Genomic DNA, 18,703 nt, shown 5'->3' with positions numbered 1-18,703 from the left:
ACTATTTCTCGGTTTCTACTGTGCCTTTCAGCTCGGCGGGATACCTCTCGAATACCTGCTTGATGAATGAATGGGCTGCGTCAGTGCCCAGTGCCTTTACCAACAGATCGATACCAATGATTGCCAACTCTTCCGGGCTGCCCGGGCTGTAAGAGCTGTGGCCCTGCGGCCACTTGACGGTGATGTTGGCGTCGATGCTTACGGTGGTCATGATGGCGCTCGTGTAGTCGGAAAAGTCTGAGTGCCGAGTTAACCATTTTGCGCGGCGTTTGGCACTCCGACTTAGGCATGAGAAGAGGGCTATGCGACACTTGGTTTTTGACGAACTTTTCAAGGACCGCGCTGTGCAGATCGATTTGAACACGCCCGACGGCTTGACCCTTGAGGCGGTGCGCCAGTTGCTGGCTTCCGCCAGTGATGATGAGCACACGCAGTTGCGGGTGACCAAGGGCGGCATCGCCTACATTTCATCAGGCGTTGTGGGCGGCACCGATATCAGCGGCTTACTGTTTCGTCTGGAGACGTGGGCCAAGGGTTCCGGATATGTAGGATTGGTCGCGGCCAGCGACGAAGTCTGGGTCATGCAGATTTTCAATGCGCTGAAAGAAAACTGGCCGAACCCGCCCTATGATTACATCGACGTCTATTGAAGACTGTTCATATTCAGTCACGATTGAGTGATGAACCGCAGGACGATGCTCAGGCAAACTCGCGGCTCGTGCGGATTTAGGGCAGGGTGATGGCACTCACCTCGAAACCAAATGCCGGATTGGCGGTCGCAAAATCTCAGCTTAACTATTGAAAAAAGGAGGCTTCATGCCTTGGAAGTTCGCGTCATTGGGTACTTTGTTCGCTGTCACGCTGCTGGCGGGTTGCAGCAGTACGATGTCGGAATCGACGACAGACCCTGTTACGACGACTGACACTGGCCACAGCCGTTGTGAGGCTAAGGCGGCCGAATTCGCCATCGGCAAAGCGGCTTCGCCCGCACTGCTGGAGCAGGCGCGTACCCGCGCAGGTGCCCAGAACGCTCGGTTCCTGTCGCCTAACGATATGGTGACGCTGGAATACCGCTCCGATCGCCTGAACCTGAATACCGATGCCAGCCAGGTGGTGATCCGCGTCAACTGCGGCTGATCGCTTCAGGCTTTTGCTTCACCCATAAAAAACCCCGTCACATGGACGGGGTTTTTTTAGTGCGGCTGAAAATTACTCAGCGCGGACTTGTGCAGCTTGCATACCCTTTTGGCCTTTCTCAGCCACGAAGGAAACGGTTTGGCCTTCTTTCAGGCTTTTGAAACCGTCGCTTTCGATAGCTTTGAAGTGTACGAACAGGTCGTCACCGCCACCTTGAGGAGTGATGAAGCCGAAGCCTTTTTCATCGTTGAACCATTTAACGGTGCCGGTTTGGCGATTAGACATGGTGTATCTCCAAGAAACATATATTTTCAGTAGTGCTGTGCTGCTCAGGCCAACTGGGCACACCGGGGTATCATAGTCGAAATGTTCGCTTTGGGAGCCCCCCGGACGTGCTGTTTGCCCTACAGACGCGTTCCGTTTGCTGCTTGATGTAGCTGAAAGCCCCGTTTTATAAGGCTTTCAGCCGAAGGTAAAGACGATAAAAAAACCTGTAAAACCTGCATAAATTGTACGAAAAGGCTCAAATGCATCATTTTTTATCGGCTTTGGGCCGAGGCAAAAGGACTGTTTCGTCACTTTTTAACCGGCGTATTGGCCTTGCATTTGGCTATCTGACCCAGTGCTTTCTGTTGCAATTCCGGGCTGGCCTTGTTGTCCATCAATGCCTGGATATCGCCGGCCGGATACGATTTGATCGCATCGGCACCGCAAGCGCAGTGAGCCTTCGCTGCAGCAGCACCGATTTGCGGGGTCGCTGCTTGTGTGCATTGAGCCATGTATTTATCGCGCTCGCCCTTTGGCCAATCGGCGTGGGCGGCCAGTGGCAGCAGCAGAACGATGGGGGCGACGACTGCGAACAAACGATTCAGACGCATGCTGGGATGCTCCTTGTGGGTCAATGTCTTGTTATCTGAGGGGTAAAGTGGGGTTCAAGTTCAGCACTCTGGCATAAATTGCATGATTTGCCCCAGCACAAAGCCTCGTTGCATCGACGACCGTTCATCTGTGCTAGCATGCCTCGCTCGGGCGTTTGCAGGCTCCGGATGACCTTCAGTCCCGGTGGCGGCAATAGCGCGAATAACCCTGATTTGAATCCCAGTCACTCTGGTTCGGTTTTCCGGTTGGCCGCAAGGCTCCTGCCGCTGTAAGGCAGGCGTTCGTCATTGAATGGCCTGGATCGGATCTTGTACTGGCTCATCCCAACCCACGTGACCTTTGGTAGGGGTCACCACTAGGAGAGGAGGCGCCATGCCAACTATTACTCTTCCCGACGGCAGTCAACGTTCATTCGATCACCCGGTTTCCGTAGCCGAGGTCGCCGCATCCATTGGTGCAGGTCTGGCCAAGGCCACCGTGGCCGGCAAGGTCAATGGCAAGCTGGTCGACGCCAGCGACATCATCGACAGCGATTCCACGCTGCAAATCATTACGCCAAAGGATGAAGAGGGGCTGGAGATCATTCGCCACTCTTGCGCCCACCTGGTTGGCCACGCGGTCAAGCAGCTGTACCCGACGGCCAAGATGGTCATCGGTCCGGTCATCGACGAAGGCTTCTATTACGACATCGCCTTCGAGCGTCCTTTCACCCCGGACGACCTGTCCGCGATCGAACAGCGTATGCAGCAGCTGATCGAAAAAGATTACGACGTGATCAAGAAAGTCACTCCACGCGCCGAAGTGATCGAAGTGTTCAAGGCCCGTGGCGAAGACTACAAGCTGCGCCTGGTCGAGGACATGCCGAACGAGCAGGCCATGGGTCTGTACTATCACGAAGAATACGTCGACATGTGCCGCGGTCCGCACGTGCCGAACACGCGCTTCCTGAAATCCTTCAAGCTGACCAAGTTGTCCGGCGCCTACTGGCGTGGCGATGCCAAGAACGAGCAATTGCAGCGCGTTTACGGCACCGCATGGGCAGACAAGAAGCAGCTGGCGGCTTACATCCAGCGTATCGAAGAAGCTGAAAAGCGTGATCACCGCAAGATCGGCAAGCGTCTGGGCCTGTTCCACACCCAGGAAGAGTCGCCGGGCATGGTGTTCTGGCACCCGAACGGCTGGACTTTGTATCAGGTGCTCGAGCAGTACATGCGCAAGGTTCAGCGCGACAACGGTTACCTGGAGATCAAGACGCCTCAGGTCGTTGACCGCAGCCTGTGGGAGAAATCCGGGCACTGGGCCAACTACGCCGACAACATGTTCACCACTCAGTCGGAAAACCGCGACTACGCGATCAAGCCAATGAATTGCCCTTGCCACGTGCAAGTGTTCAATCAGGGCCTGAAAAGCTACCGCGAGTTGCCGATGCGCCTGGCCGAATTCGGTGCATGCCACCGTAACGAGCCATCGGGTGCGCTGCACGGCATCATGCGTGTGCGCGCATTCACTCAGGACGACGCCCACATCTTCTGTACTGAAGAGCAGATGCAGGCGGAATCCGCCGCGTTCATCAAGCTGACCATGGACGTTTATGCCGACTTCGGCTTTAAAGACGTCGAAATGAAGCTGTCCACTCGTCCGGAAAAACGCGTGGGTTCCGACGAGCTGTGGGATCGCGCCGAAGCTGCACTGGCTGCAGCCCTTGATAGCGCTGGCTTGCCGTACGATCTGCAGCCGGGCGAGGGTGCGTTCTACGGTCCGAAGATCGAGTTCTCGCTGAAAGATTGCCTTGGCCGTGTCTGGCAGTGTGGTACCCTTCAGCTCGATTTTAACCTGCCTGTCCGTTTGGGAGCCGAATACGTCTCCGAAGACAACAGTCGCAAGCACCCGGTTATGTTGCACCGGGCGATCCTTGGCTCCTTCGAACGTTTCGTCGGAATCCTGATCGAGCACTACGAGGGTGCATTCCCTGCGTGGCTGGCTCCGACCCAGGCAGTGATCATGAATATCACTGATAAACAGGCTGATTTTGCCGCCGAGGTTGAAAAAACCCTCAATGAAAGCGGATTTCGTGCCAAGTCTGACTTGAGAAATGAAAAGATCGGCTTTAAAATCCGCGAGCATACTTTGCTCAAGGTTCCTTATCTCTTGGTTATCGGAGATCGGGAAGTCGAGATGCAGACTGTCGCTGTGCGTACTCGTGAAGGTGCTGACCTGGGCTCGATGCCCGTCGCCCAGTTCGCTGAGTTTCTCGCGCAAGCGGTTTCCCGGCGTGGTCGCCCAGATTCGGAGTAATTACTATTAAGCGTGAAATGAGACAAGATAAACGAGCTGCACCGAAAGCCCCGATCAACGAGAATATCTCGGCACGCGAGGTTCGGTTAATTGGGGCTGAAGGTGAACAGCTTGGGATTGTGTCAATTGAAGACGCGCTTCTTAAGGCTGAAGAGGCCAAACTGGATCTGGTGGAAATTTCCGCCGATGCAGTACCCCCTGTTTGCAAACTGATGGACTACGGCAAATCGATCTTCGAGAAGAAGAAGCAGGTTGCCGCGGCCAAGAAAAACCAGAAGCAGATTCAGGTTAAAGAAATCAAGTTTCGTCCAGGGACGGAGGAAGGGGATTACCAGGTAAAACTGCGCAACCTGGTACGTTTCCTGAGTGATGGGGACAGGGCCAAGGTATCCTTGCGATTCCGCGGCCGTGAGATGGCCCACCAGGAGCTGGGGATGGAACTCCTCAAGCGAGTTGAAGGTGACTTGCTCGAGTACGGTTCGGTCGAACAGCATCCTAAGATGGAAGGACGCCAGCTGATCATGGTCATCGCCCCGAAAAAGAAGAAATAATCAATAGGGCACGGCAGGCCTTCTGATTATGTTTATCAACTGAATGCGGAGTATCCGAACATGCCAAAAATGAAAACTAAAAGTGGTGCTGCTAAGCGGTTTCTGAAAACTGCTAACGGTATCAAGCACAAGCACGCTTTCAAGAGCCACATCCTGACTAAAATGTCGACCAAGCGTAAGCGTCAACTGCGCGGTAGCAGCTTGCTGGCACCGTGTGACGTGGCAAAAGTCGAGCGCATGCTGCGCCTTCGTTAATTTAGTCAAGAATAGAGGAAGTAACTCATGGCTCGTGTAAAGCGTGGCGTCATTGCCCGTAAACGTCACAAAAAAATTCTGAAACTTGCTAAAGGCTACTACGGCGCTCGCTCGCGCGTATTCCGTGTTGCCAAGCAAGCGGTAATCAAGGCAGGCCAATACGCCTACCGTGACCGTCGTCAGAAAAAACGTCAGTTCCGCGCTCTGTGGATCGCTCGTATCAACGCTGGTGCACGTATCAACGGTCTGTCCTACAGCCGTTTCATCGCCGGCCTGAAAAAAGCGTCCATTGAGATCGACCGTAAGGTTCTGGCTGATCTGGCAGTGAACGAAAAAGCGGCGTTTGCTGCGATTGTCGAGAAAGCTAAAGCCACCTTGGCTTAAGTACCCCCGACAGTCACCCGGCCTCACCTCTGTGCGGCCAGGTGTTAAACGTCATAAATAGGGGAAGAGCCTTCAAGCTCTTCCCCTATTTTGTATCTGGAGTCTGTACATGGAAAACCTGGATGCGCTCGTCTCTCAAGCACTAGAGGCTGTGCAAAGCGCTGAAGATATCAATGCCCTGGAGCAAATCCGGGTTCACTACCTTGGCAAAAAGGGCGAATTGACTCAGGTGATGAAGACCCTGGGGAATTTGCCGGCAGAAGAGCGTCCGCAAGTCGGTGCTTTGATCAACGTTGCCAAGGAGCGTGTCACAGAAGTTCTCAATGCGCGCAAGGCGTTGTTTGAAGAGGCTGATCTAGCCGCCAAACTCTCCGCCGAGTCCATTGACGTGACCCTGCCTGGCCGTGGTCAGACCTCGGGTGGTCTGCATCCGGTTACCCGCACTCTGGAACGTATCGAGCAATTCTTCACCCACATCGGCTACGGCATTGCCGAAGGCCCTGAGGTCGAAGACGATTACCACAACTTCGAAGCGCTCAACATCCCAGGCCATCACCCGGCCCGGTCGATGCATGACACCTTCTATTTCAATGCCAACATGTTGCTGCGCACCCATACCTCGCCGGTACAGGTCCGCACCATGGAATCGAAACAACCACCGATCCGCATCGTCTGCCCAGGCCGTGTGTACCGTAGCGACTCCGATATCACCCACTCGCCGATGTTCCACCAGGTTGAAGGCCTGCTGGTCGATCGCGACATCAATTTCGCCGACCTCAAAGGGACCATCGAAGAGTTCCTGCGCGTGTTCTTCGAAAAAGAACTGGCCGTGCGTTTCCGCCCTTCGTATTTCCCGTTCACCGAGCCGTCCGCTGAAGTCGACATGGAATGCGTGATGTGCAGCGGTAAAGGCTGCCGTGTCTGCAAACAGACTGGCTGGCTGGAAGTGATGGGCTGCGGCATGGTTCACCCGAACGTGCTGCGCATGTCCGGGATCGACCCGGAAGAGTTTTCGGGCTTTGCCTTCGGCATGGGCGTCGAGCGTCTGGCCATGCTGCGTTACGGCGTGAACGACTTGCGTCTGTTCTTCGACAACGACTTGCGGTTCCTCGCGCAATTTCGCTAGTCGTAACGAATTCTTAGGAGAGCAGGATGAAATTCAGTGAACAATGGCTGCGTGGCTGGGTAAGCCCGCAGGTAAGTCGCGACGAGCTGGTTGCTCGTCTGTCGATGGCCGGTCTTGAGGTCGATAGCGTTACGCTGGCCGCCGGTGAATTCAATGGTGTGGTCGTGGGCGAGGTGCTGAGCACCGAGCAGCACCCGGACGCCGACAAGCTGCGCGTTTGCCAGGTCAGCAATGGCTCGGAGACCTTCCAGGTAGTATGCGGTGCACCAAACGTGCGCCCGGGCCTGAAGATCCCGTTCGCCATGATCGGTGCCGAACTGCCGGGCGACTTCAAGATCAAGAAAGCCAAGCTGCGAGGCGTTGAGTCCAACGGCATGCTGTGCTCGCAAGCCGAGCTGCAAGTCGGCGAAGGCAACGACGGCCTGATGGAGTTGCCGGCCGATGCGCCGGTCGGTCTGGACATTCGTGAGTACCTGAGCCTGGACGACGCCAGCATCGAGGTCGACCTGACCCCGAACCGCGGCGACTGCCTGTCCCTGGCCGGTCTGGCTCGTGAAGTCGGCGCACTGTATGACGTTGAAGTCACCCGTCCGGTGGTGGCTGTCGTGCCAGCCGTGCACGACGAAGTGCGTTCGATCGAGGTGCTGGCGCCAGCCGCATGCCCGCGTTACCTGGGTCGTGTGATCCGTAACGTTGACTTGTCCAGGCCGACGCCGCTGTGGATGGTCGAGCGCTTGCGTCGCGGCGACGTGCGCAGCATCGACGCTGCCGTCGACATCACCAACTACGTGATGTTGGAACTGGGTCAGCCGCTGCACGCGTTCGATCTCGCCGAAATCAATGGCGGTATTCGCGTGCGCATGGCCGAAGAAGGCGAGAAGCTGGTACTGCTCGACGGTCAGGAAGTCAGCCTGCGTAGCGATACGCTGGTAATTGCCGACCACACCCGCGCCTTGGCAATCGCCGGCGTCATGGGCGGCGAGCACAGCGGCGTCAACACCGCGACCACTCGCGACGTATTCCTTGAAAGTGCGTTTTTCGACCAGATCGCCGTCGCTGGCAAGGCCCGTTCCTATGGCCTGCACACCGATGCTTCGCACCGCTACGAGCGTGGCGTGGACTGGCAGCTGGCCCGTGAAGCCATGGAGCGCGCCACTGGCCTGCTGCTGGAAATCACTGGCGGCGAAGCTGGCCCGATCATTGAAACCGTCAGTGAGCAGCATCTGCCGTCGATTGCGCCGGTTACGCTGCGTGCGCAACGCATCACTCAGATGCTGGGCATGGAAATGGAGTCGGCCGAAGTCGAGCGTCTGCTCAGTGGCTTGGACCTGAAAATTTCTGCCGATGGGGCAGGGCAGTGGCGCGTAGAAGTGCCAAGCCATCGCTTCGACATCAGCCTGGAAGTCGATCTGATCGAAGAACTGGCTCGTCTGTACGGTTACAACCGTCTGCCGGTTCGTTACCCGCAAGCTCGCCTCGCACCGCAAGCCAAGGCTGAAGCGCGCAGCGATCTGCCTGAGCTGCGTCGCCTGTTGGTGGCTCGTGGTTATCAGGAAGCTATCACCTACAGTTTCATCGATCCGAAACAATTCGAGTTGTTTAATCCGGGTGTCGAGCCGCTGCTGCTGGCCAACCCGATCTCGAACGACATGGCAGCCATGCGCTCGTCCCTGTGGCCCGGTCTGGTCAAGGCGCTTCAGCACAACCTGAACCGTCAACAGGATCGCGTTCGTCTGTTCGAAAGCGGCCTGCGTTTTGTCGGTCAGCTGGAAGGCCTGAAGCAAGAGCCGATGCTGGCGGGAGTTGTTTGCGGTAGCCGACTGCCAGAAAGCTGGGCTCAAGGTCGCGATGTCGTGGATTTCTTCGACGTCAAAGCCGACGTGGAAGCGGTGCTGGGTTTTGCAGGTGCACTGGATTCGTTCACGTTCGTGCCGGGCAAACACCCTGCGTTGCACCCGGGTCAAACCGCGCGTATCGAACGTGAAGGTCGCCTGGTCGGTTTCGTCGGCGCTATCCACCCTGAATTATCGAAAACCCTCGGTCTCGACCGCCCGGTGTTCGTCTTCGAGCTGGTTCTGGCCGAAGTGGCATTGGGAAAAATGCCTAAATTCCAGGAGTTATCACGCTTTCCTGAAGTGCGTCGTGACTTGGCACTGATTGCGTCCACGGACGTTGCGGCCAGTGCCGTATTGGACGTAATCCGTGAAAATGCAGGCGAATGGCTCACAGACCTCAGGCTATTTGACGTGTATCAGGGTAAAGGCATTGATCCTGATAGAAAAAGCCTTGCAGTCGGCTTGACCTGGCAGCATCCATCGCGCACTCTTAACGACGATGAGGTGAATACCACGACGCAAAATATCCTCACCTCGCTCGAACAAAGGTTGAACGCCACGTTAAGGAAGTGACGTATGGGGGCTCTGACGAAAGCTGAGATGGCGGAACGTCTGTATGAAGAGCTGGGCCTGAATAAACGGGAGGCCAAGGAATTGGTCGAACTGTTTTTTGAAGAAATCAGGCACGCTCTTGAAGACAACGAACAAGTCAAATTGTCCGGTTTCGGCAATTTCGACCTTCGGGACAAACGCCAGCGGCCTGGCCGCAATCCGAAAACGGGTGAAGAAATCCCGATCACGGCTCGCCGTGTGGTCACCTTTCGTCCAGGGCAGAAGTTGAAGGCCCGAGTTGAGGCTTATGCTGGAACCAAGTCATAACGACGAGCTACCCGTCATCCCAGGCAAACGCTACTTCACCATTGGTGAAGTCAGTGAGCTGTGTGCGGTAAAACCGCACGTGCTGCGCTACTGGGAGCAGGAGTTTCCTCAACTCAACCCCGTCAAACGCCGCGGAAACCGTCGGTATTATCAGCGACAAGACGTGCTGATGATCCGGCAGATCCGCGCGCTTCTTTACGATCAAGGGTTCACAATCGGCGGCGCGCGCTTGCGTTTGTCCGGCGATGAAGCCAAAGACGACACCACTCAATACAAGCAGATGATTCGGCAGATGATTGCTGAGTTGGAAGATGTGTTGGTTGTTCTCAAGAAATAATTTCCTGCGTTTGAATACTTCCAGTTTTCAGAAGCTTGCGATATATTCTTGAGCGTTCTTCGAGGAGAGGAACGAGTTACACGCCTAGTCGGGGCGTAGCGCAGTCCGGTAGCGCACTAGCATGGGGTGCTAGGGGTCGAGTGTTCGAATCACTCCGTCCCGACCATTTTTCGTAAGGGGATCAAGTACTTAGTGGCTTGGTCCCCTTCCTCGTTCCAGGCTTGCGCAAAACCCGCACAAGGGCTCGCCACTATTGCTTTGGCTTCGTTACTTCATCCCCCGAGTCACTTGAAGTCGCTGCGTCTTTGTCCATTTCCTCCGACTCTGCACCAGAATTGGAACCCGCAGCTTCCTCCCCTTTTTTGTCCGCCTTTTCCGCGTTTGACTCACCCCCCTGATTAAGTCCCGGAAGAGCACTCGGCGGAATAGTAGCGTCTTCCGTATTCTTCTCGGCTGCGAGCGAGTAAACCGAGCAGATCGGCAGAAGCCCCGCGAGCATGAGAGCGGCAATTTTGCTGTTCATCGTTTGCGCCTACTGTGCGAGTGAATGTATGCATTGGAAGAGCACGGAGAGTGAACGTGCTGATGTCAGGACGAACGGTAAGTATGAGAAAGCCCAATAAGCCTCGCTACGTGAGCACAGGTGCCATCATTTTTTGCATGTAAGACTTTTACGCGGCTAATACAATGACGCCGAACCAGGGAAGGATAAGGGCGGAATGAGTCGGTACTCAAATTTCATTACATGGACAGTGAAAGTGTCGAATCGAATAACGAGGCGACATTGTTTGATCGCTGCCTTCGTTTTATTGCTTTGCTGGGGTGCAGCGATCTTCTTTCATTGGCCTGTCGAACCTGTTTTCTTCTTCGTCCTGGCCATGCAACTGGCGTTCTACTCGTTTCTCATAAAGGGTGCGACACCTGAATCGACAAAAATACGTCAAACCGCGGCTTCAAGCGTATCGAGATTCAAAAGGGTGAAGTAACCCACCTCCGGCTTCCATCCGGCGGTGTCGATATGAATCACGTTGCCAAGCCTGACCGGTTTTCGTATCGGTGTATGCCCAACGATCAATGCACGTAGACCCTCAACGCCATGCATCTCCCACTGATCGAGTCGGCTTCGTGACCACATGCAGCGGTGCTGCACCTGAATCAGGCGCTGGCTGCTCTCTGGCGATTCCAGTTCCTCACGCAGGCGCTCCCATGATGCAAATGGGCAATCGGCATGCACGATGCCAATCAGGCCTTGTGTCGTTTCGACTTCGATGGCGATGGGTAACTCGGCGAACTTCGCCGCGAATTCATTCTGCTCGGACAGTGATAGGCCCGTGAACCATAAGCCGCCGTTGTAGATCCAGCTATCGACGTCGCAGGTATCGAAGTGAACCACGTAGTCGTCATGGTTGCCGCGCACTGCATGGAACCACGGCTTGTCCAGCCAATCGAGCGCATTACGGCATTCGGGCCCGCGGTCAATCAGGTCGCCAACGCTGAACAGGCGATCGACCGTGGGGTTGAACCCGGCTCCTTCCAGAGCAGCCTGCAACCGAGTGAAATGGCCATGAATGTCGCCGACGGCGAAATCTCGACCGGCAGTGTTTTCGGCGTAGCGCTTTACGCGCGTGACCTCTGAGGTTTCGAACATGGCAGTGCCTCATCCGCCAATCGTCGGCGAGTTCGTGGTCACTTGAGTTTAGGCTGCGTCGACGCAAGTCGCGGGCAAGGCGTAGTGATAGGGCTTCGGGTTGATCACAAAGAACTAAAGAAAAACCCGGTATTGCACCGGGTTTTTTTCGACAGGGTCAGCGTTAGTAGCCAGCCGCCTGGGCGAGGTGGTTGTCCTGCGCCACAGTGATAAAGTGCAGTGGAACGTGCGGTTGCTCATCAGGGGTGCGGATTTCGACGCTACCGACGATTTGAAGGTGTCGCTCACTCAGCCCGGTCGACTCTGCTGCCTTTGCCATAGCCATTCTCGCGTGGTTCGCTGCGATTTCATTGAGAGTTGACACGTTACATCTCCGGGGGGACTGACCAAGCGTTAATTAGATTGCCGCCGCGTCAGAATTACGTCGTTCTGGGGCTGCATGACCGGCTTGTGCAATCCCTAAGCCAGACAGGGGCGCCTGTTACGCGCCAGGTTTTGATATACGACGAATGGTTATCGCGGACAAAAAAACCATCAACTTGACCCGGCGCTTCCCGCCGACTAGACCTTATGCCACTGGGGCGGCCGCTCTAACGCTAGTTCGTCAGACAAGGAGATCCGCAGTGGATAAGTCCGACTACCCGCCACCGCCAATGCGCAAACTGCGGGTCTATGCGTTCGACCCGCAAGCCTCGACTCAAATGGAAACGGTTGGGATCAACCACGCCACCATCGAGTTGCCTTGGGAGCAGCGCTGGGAAACCGATCTCTTGCCGGGACCTGTAAACGAGTATCTGGAAGTCATCGATGTTGATCCCACCAGCGGCCAACTCTACAAACCGGTGGATTTGAATAACCCGTATTTGTTGGCCCAGGACGGCATCGCGCCCTCCGAGGGTGACCCGCGTTTCCATCAGCAAATGGTCTTTACTGTTGCGATGAAAACCATCAGATTGTTCGAGCGAGCGTTGGGCCGCAAGGTGTTCTGGTCACCCAGGGTTGTCGACGATGAGCGCAACAAACCGACTCACGTCTATGTACGACGATTACGTATCTATCCCCACGCGTTGCGCGAGGCCAATGCCTATTACAGCCCGGCGAAAAAGGCGTTGTTGTTCGGTTACTTCAAAGCTTGCTGAGCGATGCCGGTGTGAACTTGCCGGGTGGCTGGATATTCACGGCGCTGTCCCGCGATATTGTCGCGCATGAAACAACCCACGCCATTCTGGACGGCCTGCACCGTCGTTTCGTCGAGTCGACCAGCGTCGATAGTTTGGCGTTTCATAAAGCCTTTGCCGATATTGTTGCGCTGTTGATGCATTTCACCTTGCCCGAAGTTGTCTCCAGTCAGCTGGAGGCACGCCGTGGCAACTTGAGTGAGCGCTCCTGGTTGAGTGGCCTGGCTCGCCAGTTCGGTGAGGCTTCGGGCCGTTATGCGGCATTGCGCGAAGCCATCGACGAAAAAGGCCAGGACGGCTTGCCGGACCCGACACGCCTTTCGCGGTTGAGCGAACCGCATGAGCGGGGCGCGATCTTGGTCGCCGCTGTTTTCGACGCCTTTATCACCATTTATGAGCAACGCACGACCGATCTTTTTCGGCTGGCAGGGCATGACAAGACGTCGACGGCAAACTTGTCGACAGAACTGATCGCACGCCTGACCCGCGAAACCGTTAAGTCTGCCGATCATGTACTGCGTATGTGCATTCGTGCACTGGATTATTTGCCGCCGGTGGATGTGCATTTTGGTGAGTTTCTGCGGGCGATCGTCACGGCCGATAACGACCTTGTGCCAGATGACCGCATGCACTATCGCCTGGCAGTGATCCAGGCCTTTCGCCGGCGCGGCATTTTTCCGGACAAGTGTTTGTCGCTGGCGCCGGACAGCCTGCTTTGGGAATCACTGAAGGGTTATCAGACAGACGAACTTCAACTGACGGCCGATGACCTGCTCGACTTCAAAGCACCCGCGAAACCAAATCGGAAGTGGCCGGGGGGATCGCTTGATCTCACGCCACAGTACCTGCGGGGCAACGCGTATCTCCAGTCAGAACACAATCGACAAGTTGTGTGGAGCTGGCTGATGGAAGAGTCAGATCACGACGCTGAATGGGAGAAAGTATTAGGGATTTACTTCGCGGCCCATCCGGATGCAACAAGGATGCAAGGGTCATTGTTCATCGGAGGGGATGGCGTTCAACCGGCCGTGGAAGTGCACTCGGTCCGAACCTGTCGCAGGGCAGGGCAGGGCAGGGCCGGACGGGCAGGATCTTCGGCAACTGGTCGTCGAGATTACTCAACGTCGTCGCGGCGACTTCGATGTCGAGCAACAACGTAAAGAGGATCTGCAACCAACCCGCGAGAAAGGTCACAGCCAATATGACTTTACGTTTCGAGGCGGCGCGACACTGATCATTGATCTGCGTGATGGCAGCCTGCGCTACGTGATCCGCAAGCGCATCAATGACAATGAGCGTCTGGACGCCCAGCGACGTTTCCTGCAAACCGGCAATGACGGTCTCGCCCTGACCTATCGACAGCCGAGCCCGGACGACAACCCTTTTGCCATGACCCACCGTGGAGTGTGACGCCATGACCCAGGCTGATTTGCAGGGCAAGGTAGCGATTCGCGTGTACCGCGGAATTCTCGGCGACTGCTTTCTGCTTCGCTACCCGGAAGCCGGGGCAACTCGCCACGTATTGATCGACTGTGGCGTGCTTCAAGGGGCGAAGGACGGCAAACTGAAAATGGCGCGCATCGTCGACGACATTCACAAGACCACTGGCGGCGTGCTGGACCTGGTGGTGGTGACCCACGAACATCATGATCACCTTTCCGGCTTCCTCTATGAGCAAGCACGTTTTTTTGGCGACGATTTTCGCATCGGTGAACTCTGGCTGGCCTGGACCGAGAACTTGAATGATGCCCAGGCCGTAGCGCTGCATGCCCGCTTTAAAAGGGCGAAAGTGGCGTTGGCCAGTGTCGTCGGCCTGAGTGGGAGCGGTACCGCATTGCACGAGGATGCGCGAATCAAGACGGTGCATGGCCTGTCGGCATTTATCGAGCCGCTTGCCGCTGCAGCCAACAAGGACAAGCGCACGACCATCGCAAAACTCGAAGCCAAGGCGGGATCGAAGGCGATCCGGTACCTGGAGCCCGGTGATGTGGTGCGACCGGTCGTCATCGAAACGCTCAAGGCGTACGTCATGGGACCGCCGCGATCCGAAGAGCGTTTGCGCAAGGACTTGCCGAGCGCAGGGGCGGGTAAAGAGGTCTACATGACCAGTCTGGACGAAGCCATGGCATTGGAGGCGCGGACACTCCTGCTCAAAGGTGTGCTTCCAACCGGTGCCGATATTCCGTTTGCCCCTCCTTATCAGCGTACGTACGCAAAGGCGCAAAGCGATTCCGAGAACCATAGCGGGGAGGATGAAGATTCGGCCAGTGTCGAGCAGCGCTATTTCAGCAGCGAAAACCAATGGCGTTGCATGGAAGACGAATGGCTGGATGGGGCGCAAACCCTGGCCTTGAAGATGGACTCGGACACCAACAACACAAGCCTGGTCCTGGCTTTCGAACTGCCCGACGGACAGATCCTGCTTTTTCCCGGTGATGCCCAAGTGGGTAACTGGATGTCCTGGGGAGATCAGACTTATCCCAAAGCGGGGGTGGCAGGAAACCCCGCGCCGCTGACCCGCGATGACATCCTTGCACGGGTGACTCTCTACAAAGTCGGCCACCATTGCAGCCATAACGCCACCGCTCGTGCGGCAGGGTTGGAGAAAATGCACGATCCCCGGCTGGTGGCGATGATCCCGGTGGGTGCTGATGTCGCGAAAGGCAAAGACTGGAAAATGCCCTATCCGGATCTGCTGAGTGCGCTGCAACAACGTACCCGACAGCGGGTTGTTTCATGTGATGGTCAACCCGCAAGCGAAATCCAAGCCTTCAATGATTCACCGACAGACCCGAATAACCCGGCCAGTCTGAGTTATGCACCGGATGAGTTGTGGGTGGAGTTATTGATCCCGTATTGAATTCAAGGGAGGCCGATATCCTCCACGTTCAGGCGTTTTCACTCTGGACTCATGCTTGAGAACGCAAAATTCGCGACGCTGTTTAGAACGATTATTTCCTTCGGTTATTTATATAGGCTTCGCTCGCATATCCATAACCTTGGAAAATACGCTGGGACTCGCCTGGCATCTGTCATAAAAGCCACACGTTCGTTGTGACGGACGTGAGTGTCCTGTTGATCCCGTTAATGTTGCTCCAGCATTCATTCCAGCTGTTTGATCGTCATCTTGTTGTGTGTGGGCCATTGCTTAGAATCCGCTCCATCAGCTTTGTCCTACTATCCATCCTTCAGGGAGCCACACCATGATGAACGCCATGCAGATGCAAATGCCGATGAACGCCAACATGCCGATGATGCCGATGATGGGCATGCCGATGATGATGGCGACCATGAGCTGCGAAATGATGGACGACGGCATGATGTGCAAAATGATGCCGGCCGCTGGCATGGACATGGCCATGTTCAAGAACAGCGCTGAAATGATGCAGATGATGAACTGCGGCATGCCGATGATGATGCATTGCGGCAACATGAGCATGATGTGCATGTCCCAGGCGAGCATGGCCATGCCGATGATGAGCACCATGATGCCAATGCCGATGATGGGCATGCCGATGCTGTCGATGAAGTGCGTGATGGAATGCACCCTGATGGCCGACTGCATGATGTGCAAAATCATGCCGATGGCCGGCATGAACATGGACATGATGAAAAACTGCTGCACCCTGATGATGAAGATGATGAACGACTGCAGCATGCCGATGATGATGAGCTGCAATGGCATGCCGCTGATGTGCTGCACCTGCTGATCCCGGGCGGCACAAAAAAAGCCCCCGCGGCCCTATGGTCACGGAGGCTTTTTCATTTCCGCAACACCACAAATCCCCGTTGGGTCGCGAAGCGGCCCTGAACTTGCGACTGCTTCGCAGCCGAAAGGGGATAAATCCCCTCGCCACAAAGGCTCGCTTCCACAGGGGTGTTGTTCAGTCCAGCCGTTCCGGGTAAGTGACCACCAGATACGCCACCGCTTCGCTGTCGGCGGGGTTGCGATAGCGGTGGGGCTGGTCGGCATAAAACAGAATCGAGTCGCCGGTGGACAGCAGGTAACGCGCGTCGTGAGGGTGTAATTAGTTTTGTGTAAACGGTCATTTGGCAGGAGACTGCCTACCCCAAGGAAATCCAATGACCGAGTCAAAACCCAAGCGAGCCAAACGAGTCAAGCCTGATCCTGAGCTGGTTAAACTGGCCGACAGTCTGTTGGCCAATTACAAAAAGCCCGAAGATCTCATCGGCGAAAACGGCCTGCTCAAACAGCTCACCAAGATGCTGGTCGAGCGGGCCCTTGAAGCCGAGATGACCGAACACCTGGGGCACGACAAAAGCGCGACGATCACCAACACCGCCGCCAATGCGCGCAACGGTCACAGCGGTAAAACCCTGAAGGGCGACTTCGGCGAACTGCCGCTCGACATCCCTCGCGACCGGCAGGCGTCCTTCGAGCCGCAGTTGGTGGCCAAGCATCAAACCCGCTGGACGGGCTTCGATGACAAAGTCATCTCGCTGTACGCTCGCGGTTTGAGTGTCAGAGAAATTCAGGCGCACTTGCAGGAAATGTACGGCACCGAGGTCTCTCCCAGCCTGATCTCGGCGATTACCGACGCGGTGAGTGATGAGGTCAAACTCTGGCAGGCGCGGCCGCTGGACGCGCTGTACCCGATCCTCTATCTGGACTGCATTCACGTCAAAGTGCGCGATGCCGGCGCCGTGCGCAACAAGGCGGTTTATCTGGCCATCGGCGTCAACATGGCGGGTCACAAAGAGGTGCTGGGCTTGTGGATCGCTCAAACCGAAGGCGCAAAATTCTGGCTGCAAGTGGTGACCGAACTCAAGAATCGGGGCGTGCAGGACATCTTCATCGCCTGCGTGGACGGCCTCAAAGGCTTCCCTGAGGCGATTGAAACGGTTTACCCAAAAGCCGTCGTTCAGCTGTGCATCGTGCACATGGTGCGCAACAGTTTGAACTTCGTATCGTGGAAACGGCAGAAGGAAGTCGCGGCTGACCTCAAGCTGATTTACACCTCGGCCACCGCCGAGCTGGCTGAGCAACGGCTCTGCGAATTTGAAGCCAAATGGGACGCCGAGTACCAATCGATCAGCCTGTCATGGCGACGAAACTGGGCTCGGGTGATTCCGTTTTTTGACTATCCAGCCGAAATTCGCAAGGTGATCTACACCACCAATGCCATCGAATCGATCAACATGAGTCTGCGTAAAGTGATCAAAACGCGTGCGTCATTTCCGACCGACGAGGCGGTGATGAAGCTGTTTTATCTGGCGCTGAACAACATCAGCAAAAAGTGGACAATGCCGATCCGGGACTGGAAAGCGGCTTTGAATCGCTTCAGTATCCAGTTTGAAGATCGGCTGTTAACGGTTTAATAGAAATCCCGTTTACACAAAATCAGGGACACCCTCCGCGTCGTTGACGCTGATTTCCAGCACGCCTTGAGACACCACCAGGTTCTCCGGAACACCGGGACCGTGACCCTCGGAAACGTCTTCGCCCAAAGGGCTCAGGCGCAGCTCGTAAAACTCTGATTGGCGTGCCACGTCGAACGGAAACAGCGCGCGACTGACAAACGCACCGCTGGCACTGACCAGGCGTTTGCTCTGGCTGGCCGACAGCACCGCCACGCCTTCGAAGGCCCGATGCTCAAGAAACGCAACCACCGAAACTTTCAGGCCCTTGGCGATTTTGCACAGCACCTTGATCGAGGGCACGCTGCGCCCCGATTCGATCTGAGCGAGCATGGTCTGGCTCACACCACATTGTCGGGCCAGGGCGTCGAGGGACACGCTTGCTTCGCAGACGTTGCAGGTTCTGCGCGACACGCTCGCAGATCGGGTCTTCTTCCAGATGCTCAAGGTTATTCAAGTCCAGCACAGGTGCGTCGGCGCTCGCCAGAAAGCGCGAGGGTTCGTTCGCGTTCACGCCTGGCGTGTCTCGGTCGATTGGCATGCCTGAACCCACTGAAAGGCCTGTAAGCCGGCGTTGCGTGCATACATTTCCCACATGGCCCGCGCCCGTTGCTGAGCCTGTTTGCGTTTGCGTTTGCGGTAGCTGGCGAAGTCGATGAGGTTGTCAGTCGGATTCATGGGGCACTTCACTGTGGTGATGAATGACGGGATGACCTGAGAGTACAAGGATATTTTTATAACTATAAATACTGATTTTGTTTTTATTAATGCCTTTTGGTTCTTATGAATGTGCAGCGCCATTTTAAGATTAGGAGAGCCT

23 protein-coding genes, 1 tRNA gene and 2 pseudogenes are annotated in these 18,703 nt (G+C 55.9%); 17 read left to right on the top strand and 9 right to left on the bottom strand.

Features of this window, described 5'->3' with window-relative positions:
* Window position 1 precedes the first annotated feature (1 nt).
* Entirely contained in the window at window positions 2-211 is a 210-nt protein-coding gene (locus ACYZTM_RS04440; RefSeq protein ID WP_461987290.1) for a hypothetical protein, read from the bottom strand.
* A 133-nt stretch (window positions 212-344) separates the two neighbouring features.
* On the opposite strand from ACYZTM_RS04440, the gene ACYZTM_RS04435 reads away from it, so the two are divergent.
* Complete coding sequence (locus ACYZTM_RS04435) at window positions 345-650, top strand: hypothetical protein (RefSeq protein ID WP_131059567.1); 306 nt, start codon at window positions 345-347, stop codon at window positions 648-650.
* A 166-nt stretch (window positions 651-816) separates the two neighbouring features.
* Window positions 817-1,137, top strand: coding sequence for an I78 family peptidase inhibitor (locus ACYZTM_RS04430; RefSeq protein ID WP_131059568.1), 321 nt, complete (start codon window positions 817-819; stop codon window positions 1,135-1,137).
* Window positions 1,138-1,209: 72 nt separating this feature from the next.
* On the opposite strand, the gene ACYZTM_RS04425 is transcribed toward ACYZTM_RS04430, so the two are convergent.
* On the bottom strand, window positions 1,210-1,422 hold the full coding sequence (locus ACYZTM_RS04425) for a cold-shock protein (protein WP_007905882.1): 213 nt from the start codon (window positions 1,420-1,422) through the stop codon (window positions 1,210-1,212).
* A 290-nt stretch (window positions 1,423-1,712) separates the two neighbouring features.
* Window positions 1,713-2,015, bottom strand: a complete 303-nt coding sequence (locus tag ACYZTM_RS04420) for a hypothetical protein (protein ID WP_131059569.1) — start codon at window positions 2,013-2,015, stop codon at window positions 1,713-1,715.
* A 373-nt stretch (window positions 2,016-2,388) separates the two neighbouring features.
* Between ACYZTM_RS04420 and thrS the strand changes: the two genes are divergently transcribed.
* The 9 genes from thrS to ACYZTM_RS04375 all read left to right on the top strand — a co-directional run bounded on the left by thrS (window position 2,389) and on the right by ACYZTM_RS04375 (window position 9,844).
* Window positions 2,389-4,311 carry a threonine--tRNA ligase gene (thrS, locus tag ACYZTM_RS04415; RefSeq protein WP_131059570.1) on the top strand — a complete coding sequence of 641 codons (1,923 nt, stop codon included), beginning with the start codon at window positions 2,389-2,391 and terminating at the stop codon, window positions 4,309-4,311.
* Complete coding sequence (infC, locus tag ACYZTM_RS04410; protein ID WP_176469887.1) at window positions 4,311-4,862, top strand: translation initiation factor IF-3; 552 nt, start codon at window positions 4,311-4,313, stop codon at window positions 4,860-4,862. The genes thrS and infC overlap by 1 nt, the downstream gene beginning before the upstream one ends.
* Window positions 4,863-4,922: 60 nt before the next feature.
* Window positions 4,923-5,117 (top strand): 50S ribosomal protein L35, encoded by a 195-nt coding sequence (gene rpmI, locus ACYZTM_RS04405; RefSeq protein ID WP_008145659.1) that lies wholly within the window; start codon window positions 4,923-4,925, stop codon window positions 5,115-5,117.
* 27 nt (window positions 5,118-5,144) lie between these two features.
* A complete protein-coding gene (rplT, locus tag ACYZTM_RS04400; RefSeq protein WP_007905879.1) occupies window positions 5,145-5,501 on the top strand; it encodes a 50S ribosomal protein L20 in 357 nt (118 codons plus the stop codon).
* A gap of 109 nt (window positions 5,502-5,610) precedes the next feature.
* Window positions 5,611-6,627 carry a phenylalanine--tRNA ligase subunit alpha gene (pheS, locus tag ACYZTM_RS04395; protein WP_007905876.1) on the top strand — a complete coding sequence of 339 codons (1,017 nt, stop codon included), beginning with the start codon at window positions 5,611-5,613 and terminating at the stop codon, window positions 6,625-6,627.
* A gap of 26 nt (window positions 6,628-6,653) precedes the next feature.
* Window positions 6,654-9,035, top strand: a complete 2,382-nt coding sequence (pheT, locus tag ACYZTM_RS04390; protein WP_131059571.1) for a phenylalanine--tRNA ligase subunit beta — start codon at window positions 6,654-6,656, stop codon at window positions 9,033-9,035.
* 3 nt (window positions 9,036-9,038) lie between these two features.
* Window positions 9,039-9,341, top strand: a complete 303-nt coding sequence (gene ihfA / locus ACYZTM_RS04385; RefSeq protein ID WP_002553164.1) for an integration host factor subunit alpha — start codon at window positions 9,039-9,041, stop codon at window positions 9,339-9,341.
* Window positions 9,322-9,678, top strand: coding sequence for a MerR family transcriptional regulator (locus ACYZTM_RS04380; RefSeq protein WP_003179985.1), 357 nt, complete (start codon window positions 9,322-9,324; stop codon window positions 9,676-9,678). Before ihfA ends, ACYZTM_RS04380 begins: the two co-directional genes overlap by 20 nt.
* Before the next feature lie 89 nt (window positions 9,679-9,767).
* Window positions 9,768-9,844, top strand: a tRNA-Pro gene (locus tag ACYZTM_RS04375).
* 84 nt (window positions 9,845-9,928) lie between these two features.
* Here ACYZTM_RS04375 and ACYZTM_RS04370 read toward each other — a convergent pair.
* The 3 genes from ACYZTM_RS04370 to ACYZTM_RS04360 all read right to left on the bottom strand — a co-directional run bounded on the left by ACYZTM_RS04370 (window position 9,929) and on the right by ACYZTM_RS04360 (window position 11,690).
* The gene (locus tag ACYZTM_RS04370) at window positions 9,929-10,201 is read right to left on the bottom strand and encodes a hypothetical protein (RefSeq protein WP_131059624.1); all 273 of its coding nucleotides are present in this window, start codon (window positions 10,199-10,201) and stop codon (window positions 9,929-9,931) included.
* Window positions 10,202-10,618: 417 nt separating this feature from the next.
* Complete coding sequence (locus ACYZTM_RS04365; protein WP_461987286.1) at window positions 10,619-11,326, bottom strand: metallophosphoesterase; 708 nt, start codon at window positions 11,324-11,326, stop codon at window positions 10,619-10,621.
* 163 nt (window positions 11,327-11,489) lie between these two features.
* On the bottom strand, window positions 11,490-11,690 hold the full coding sequence (locus ACYZTM_RS04360; RefSeq protein ID WP_131059626.1) for a hypothetical protein: 201 nt from the start codon (window positions 11,688-11,690) through the stop codon (window positions 11,490-11,492).
* A 259-nt stretch (window positions 11,691-11,949) separates the two neighbouring features.
* On the opposite strand from ACYZTM_RS04360, the gene ACYZTM_RS04355 reads away from it, so the two are divergent.
* The 5 genes from ACYZTM_RS04355 (at window position 11,950) to ACYZTM_RS04335 (ending at window position 16,214) form a co-directional block, all read left to right on the top strand.
* Window positions 11,950-12,465, top strand: coding sequence for a gluzincin family metallopeptidase (locus tag ACYZTM_RS04355; protein WP_131059627.1), 516 nt, complete (start codon window positions 11,950-11,952; stop codon window positions 12,463-12,465).
* Window positions 12,459-13,664, top strand: coding sequence for a gluzincin family metallopeptidase (locus ACYZTM_RS04350; protein ID WP_461987283.1), 1,206 nt, complete (start codon window positions 12,459-12,461; stop codon window positions 13,662-13,664). Before ACYZTM_RS04355 ends, ACYZTM_RS04350 begins: the two co-directional genes overlap by 7 nt.
* A gap of 106 nt (window positions 13,665-13,770) precedes the next feature.
* Window positions 13,771-13,914 (top strand): hypothetical protein, encoded by a 144-nt coding sequence (locus tag ACYZTM_RS04345; protein WP_461987281.1) that lies wholly within the window; start codon window positions 13,771-13,773, stop codon window positions 13,912-13,914.
* Between the two features lie 4 nt (window positions 13,915-13,918).
* Entirely contained in the window at window positions 13,919-15,364 is a 1,446-nt protein-coding gene (locus ACYZTM_RS04340; protein ID WP_461987279.1) for an MBL fold metallo-hydrolase, read from the top strand.
* Window positions 15,365-15,707: 343 nt separating this feature from the next.
* Window positions 15,708-16,214: a hypothetical protein gene (locus ACYZTM_RS04335; RefSeq protein WP_461987277.1), complete on the top strand. Its 507-nt coding sequence runs from the start codon at window positions 15,708-15,710 to the stop codon at window positions 16,212-16,214.
* Window positions 16,215-16,388: 174 nt separating this feature from the next.
* Here the strand turns inward: ACYZTM_RS04335 and ACYZTM_RS04330 are convergent.
* Window positions 16,389-16,523: pseudogene (locus ACYZTM_RS04330) on the bottom strand (cupin domain-containing protein); the annotation flags it as partial.
* Between the two features lie 64 nt (window positions 16,524-16,587).
* On the opposite strand from ACYZTM_RS04330, the gene ACYZTM_RS04325 reads away from it, so the two are divergent.
* Window positions 16,588-17,844 (top strand): IS256 family transposase, encoded by a 1,257-nt coding sequence (locus tag ACYZTM_RS04325; protein ID WP_461964636.1) that lies wholly within the window; start codon window positions 16,588-16,590, stop codon window positions 17,842-17,844.
* Window positions 17,845-17,883: 39 nt separating this feature from the next.
* Here the strand turns inward: ACYZTM_RS04325 and ACYZTM_RS04320 are convergent.
* Window positions 17,884-18,397: pseudogene (locus tag ACYZTM_RS04320) on the bottom strand (helix-turn-helix domain-containing protein); the annotation flags it as partial.
* Window positions 18,394-18,561, bottom strand: a complete 168-nt coding sequence (locus ACYZTM_RS04315) for a hypothetical protein (protein WP_461987275.1) — start codon at window positions 18,559-18,561, stop codon at window positions 18,394-18,396. The gene ACYZTM_RS04315 and the pseudogene ACYZTM_RS04320, both read right to left, overlap by 4 nt.
* Between the last annotated feature and the right edge of the window lie 142 nt (window positions 18,562-18,703).

This window comes from Pseudomonas sp. MDT2-39-1, from assembly GCF_054898085.1.
Note: the sequence above shows the minus strand (reverse complement) of the source record. Positions and strands in the feature narration are given on the sequence as shown.

Coding starts and splice junctions, on each gene's coding strand:
- ACYZTM_RS04440 (WP_461987290.1), bottom strand. CDS start 211: ATGACCACCGTAAGCATCGACGCCAACATCACCGTCAAGTGGCCGCAG.
- ACYZTM_RS04430 (WP_131059568.1), top strand. CDS start 817: ATGCCTTGGAAGTTCGCGTCATTGGGTACTTTGTTCGCTGTCACGCTG.
- ACYZTM_RS04425 (WP_007905882.1), bottom strand. CDS start 1,422: ATGTCTAATCGCCAAACCGGCACCGTTAAATGGTTCAACGATGAAAAA.
- ACYZTM_RS04420 (WP_131059569.1), bottom strand. CDS start 2,015: ATGCGTCTGAATCGTTTGTTCGCAGTCGTCGCCCCCATCGTTCTGCTG.
- thrS (WP_131059570.1), top strand. CDS start 2,389: ATGCCAACTATTACTCTTCCCGACGGCAGTCAACGTTCATTCGATCAC.
- rpmI (WP_008145659.1), top strand. CDS start 4,923: ATGCCAAAAATGAAAACTAAAAGTGGTGCTGCTAAGCGGTTTCTGAAA.
- rplT (WP_007905879.1), top strand. CDS start 5,145: ATGGCTCGTGTAAAGCGTGGCGTCATTGCCCGTAAACGTCACAAAAAA.
- pheS (WP_007905876.1), top strand. CDS start 5,611: ATGGAAAACCTGGATGCGCTCGTCTCTCAAGCACTAGAGGCTGTGCAA.
- pheT (WP_131059571.1), top strand. CDS start 6,654: ATGAAATTCAGTGAACAATGGCTGCGTGGCTGGGTAAGCCCGCAGGTA.
- ihfA (WP_002553164.1), top strand. CDS start 9,039: ATGGGGGCTCTGACGAAAGCTGAGATGGCGGAACGTCTGTATGAAGAG.
- ACYZTM_RS04380 (WP_003179985.1), top strand. CDS start 9,322: ATGCTGGAACCAAGTCATAACGACGAGCTACCCGTCATCCCAGGCAAA.
- ACYZTM_RS04370 (WP_131059624.1), bottom strand. CDS start 10,201: ATGAACAGCAAAATTGCCGCTCTCATGCTCGCGGGGCTTCTGCCGATC.
- ACYZTM_RS04365 (WP_461987286.1), bottom strand. CDS start 11,326: ATGTTCGAAACCTCAGAGGTCACGCGCGTAAAGCGCTACGCCGAAAAC.
- ACYZTM_RS04340 (WP_461987279.1), top strand. CDS start 13,919: ATGACCCAGGCTGATTTGCAGGGCAAGGTAGCGATTCGCGTGTACCGC.
- ACYZTM_RS04335 (WP_461987277.1), top strand. CDS start 15,708: ATGATGAACGCCATGCAGATGCAAATGCCGATGAACGCCAACATGCCG.
- ACYZTM_RS04325 (WP_461964636.1), top strand. CDS start 16,588: ATGACCGAGTCAAAACCCAAGCGAGCCAAACGAGTCAAGCCTGATCCT.
- ACYZTM_RS04315 (WP_461987275.1), bottom strand. CDS start 18,561: ATGAATCCGACTGACAACCTCATCGACTTCGCCAGCTACCGCAAACGC.